The sequence below is a fragment of the Streptomyces sp. NPDC055078 genome, assembly GCF_053607985.1.
On sequence record NZ_JBSGUP010000844.1, the window covers coordinates 1 to 3,080 of the forward strand.

Genomic DNA, 3,080 nt, shown 5'->3' on the forward strand with positions numbered 1-3,080 from the left:
GTGGTGGTCTGCGCGGCGGACGAGCACACCTCGGTGGTGATCGGCACCGACCACTTCTTGCTGCCGTCGGTGACCGAATAGCCCGCGATCTCCCGGTACATGGCCTTGGCAACGATATCGCCCGCCACCCAGGGGCCGAAGGTCTCGGCGCCGTTCTTGGGCAGATCGGTGTCGTTCTTGTTGAGGAAGAGGACCTTCGCCTCGCCGTCCTTGCGACCGGCGTTGAGGTCCTCATCGCCGCCCTCGCCGTTGTTGCCGCTGCCGTCGCCCTGGTCGGCGGAGGCGGAGGGGGACGCGGCCCCGGTCGGCTCGGGCTCCTCGCTCTTGCTGACGTTCTTGGTCTTGTCGTCCTTCTCGTCGTCACCGGAGACGATGAAGTACGTCCCGCCGCCGATCACCAGCAGCGCGGCGACGGCCGCGCCGATGATCGCGCCGCGCTTGCCCTTGAAGAAGCCGCCGCCGCCCGTGGCCGGGGCCGGCCCGCCCGGGTACTGGGGCTGGCCCGGGTAGCCGCCGCCCGGCCCGTAGGCACCGGGGTTCTGCCCGTAGGGACCGGGGTTCTGGCCGTAGGGACCGGGCTGCTGACCGGGCGCCCCCGGCTGCTGCTGATACGGGCCGGACGGCTGCTGCCCGTACGCTCCGGGCTGCTGCTGACCGGGCTGCCCCGGCTGCTGGTACGGACCGGACTGCGGCTGCTGGCCATAGGGTCCGGGGGGCTGCTCGCCGTACGGTCCGGGCTGCGGAGGCTGCTGACCGTACGGACCCTGCTGCTGGGGATAGCCGTAACCGGGCTGCTGGCCGGGCTGCTGGGGCGGTGGCGCCCCTGGCGGCCCCGGTGGAACCGGCGGCATCTGCGGCGGCTGGGCGGGCGGCTGAGGGACCCCCTGCTGCGGGTCCTCGGGAGCCCCGAAGCCCCCCGGCGGCTGCTGGCTGGGCGGCTGAGACATCAGCGCTTCCCCCTTCGTACGGTCCGAAGCCCGAACGCCTCCCCCGCTGTTCCGGTGCGCCTCGAAAGGACTCGAAAAGAGGCGCCGCACCCGGAATGGAGCGTTTTCGGACATCGATCCCGCGATTTCACGACACTTGAGCGGGACTTCTTTCTATCACCCGAGTCACTTCGGGCCCGGGCTCGGTCCACCGCTGTGCCCAAGGGAGGACCGGCCCGTAATGACCTCGTTACGCGACCCGTGCCCGCCGCTCGTTATGCCTCGTCGGCCAGCTCCAGCCAGCGCATCTCCAATTCATCCCGCTCACCGGTCAGTTCGCGCAGTTCCATGTCGAGTTTGGCGACCTGCTCGAAATCCGTGGCGTTCTCGGCGATCCGGGCGTGCAGAGCGCTCTCCCGGCCGGAGATCTTTTCGAGCTGTCGCTCGATGCGCTGCAACTCCTTCCGGGCGGCCCTGGCCTCCCCGGCAGGCTTCTCCTTGACCACCGGCGCGGCCGGGGCCGGGACCGCCGCCTCGACCATGCGCCGGCGCCGCTCCAGATACTCCTCGATACCGCGCGGCAGCATCCGCAGCGCCGCGTCCCCGAGCAGCGCGAACGTCCGGTCGGTCGTGCGCTCGATGAAGAACCGGTCGTGGGAGATGACCACCAGCGAGCCGGGCCAGCCGTCGAGGAGGTCCTCCAGCTGGGTCAGGGTCTCGATGTCGAGATCGTTGGTGGGCTCGTCGAGGAAGAGGACGTTCGGCTCGCCCATCAGCAGCCGCAGCAACTGCAGTCGCCGGCGCTCACCGCCGGAGAGATCGGAGACCGGTGTCCACTGCTTCTCCTTGCCGAAGCCGAACTGCTCGCACAGCTGCCCCGCCGTCATCTCCCGGCCCTTGCCGAGGTCGACCCGGTCCCGGATCTGCTGGACCGCCTCCAGGACGCGCAGCGCCGGAGGCAGTTCGGTGACGTCCTGGGAGAGATACGCCAGCCGTACGGTCTTGCCGACCGTGATCCGCCCGGCGGCCGGCTGCACCTCGCCGTCGCTGGTGGCCGCGTCCGCGAGCGCCCGCAGCAGCGAGGTCTTGCCCGCGCCGTTCACCCCGACCAGACCGATCCGGTCGCCGGGGCCGAGCTGCCAGGTCAGCCGCTCCAGCAGCAGCTTCTCCCCCGCCCGTACGGTCACGTCCTCCAGGTCGAAGACGGTCTTGCCGAGCCGCGCGCCCGCGAACTTCATCAGCTCGCTGGTGTCGCGCGGCGGCGGCACATCGGCGATCAGCTCATTGGCGGCCTCGATGCGGTAGCGGGGCTTGGACGTACGGGCGGGGGCGCCGCGCCGCAGCCAGGCCAGCTCCTTGCGCATCAGGTTCTGCCGCTTGGCCTCCTCGGTGGCGGCGATGCGCTCCCGCTCGGCCCGCGCGAAGACGTAGTCGCTGTAGCCGCCCTCGTACTCGTACACATCACCGCGCTGCACGTCCCACATCCGGGTGCAGACCTGGTCCAGGAACCACCGGTCGTGGGTGACGCACACGAGCGCGGAGCGCCGCGCCCGCAGATGCCCGGCCAGCCAGGCGATGCCCTCGACATCGAGGTGGTTCGTCGGCTCGTCCAGGATGATCAGGTCCTGCTCGGCGATGAGGAGCTTGGCGAGCGCGACCCGGCGGCGCTCCCCGCCCGACAGCGGATCGATGACGGTGTCGAGCCCCTGCGCGAAGCCCGGCATGTCAAGACCGCCGAACAGCCCGGTCAGTACGTCACGGATCTTGGCGTTCCCGGCCCACTCGTGGTCCGCGAGATCCCCGATCACCTCATGCCGCACGGTCGCGCGCGGATCGAGCGAGTCGTGCTGGGTGAGCACCCCGCTGCGCAGTCCGCCGCTCTGCGTGACCCGGCCGGTGTCCGGGTCCTCCAGCTGGGCGAGCAGCCTGATCAGGGTCGTCTTGCCGTCGCCATTGCGGCCGACCACCCCGATGCGGTCCCCTTCGGAAACGCCGAGAGATACGCCGTCGAGCAGTGCACGGGTCCCGTACACCTTGCTGACGGCCTCGACATTGACCAGGTTGACTGCCATTTCTCTCCTGCGCTGGGGGGACGACCGGCCCCCAGCGTAGTCGGCGCCCCAGGTCGGGGGACCCGGCGCAGGGCCCCCGTGC

The 3,080-nt window shown here is 70.7% G+C and carries 1 protein-coding gene and 1 pseudogene; both read right to left on the reverse strand.

Features of this window, described 5'->3' with window-relative positions; translation table 11 throughout:
* Positions 1–947: pseudogene (locus tag ACWF94_RS37535) on the reverse strand (PQQ-binding-like beta-propeller repeat protein); the annotation flags it as partial.
* Between the two features lie 254 nt (positions 948–1,201).
* Positions 1,202–2,998, reverse strand: a complete 1,797-nt coding sequence (locus ACWF94_RS37540) for an ABC-F family ATP-binding cassette domain-containing protein (RefSeq protein ID WP_453499261.1) — start codon at positions 2,996–2,998, stop codon at positions 1,202–1,204.
* Between the last annotated feature and the right edge of the window lie 82 nt (positions 2,999–3,080).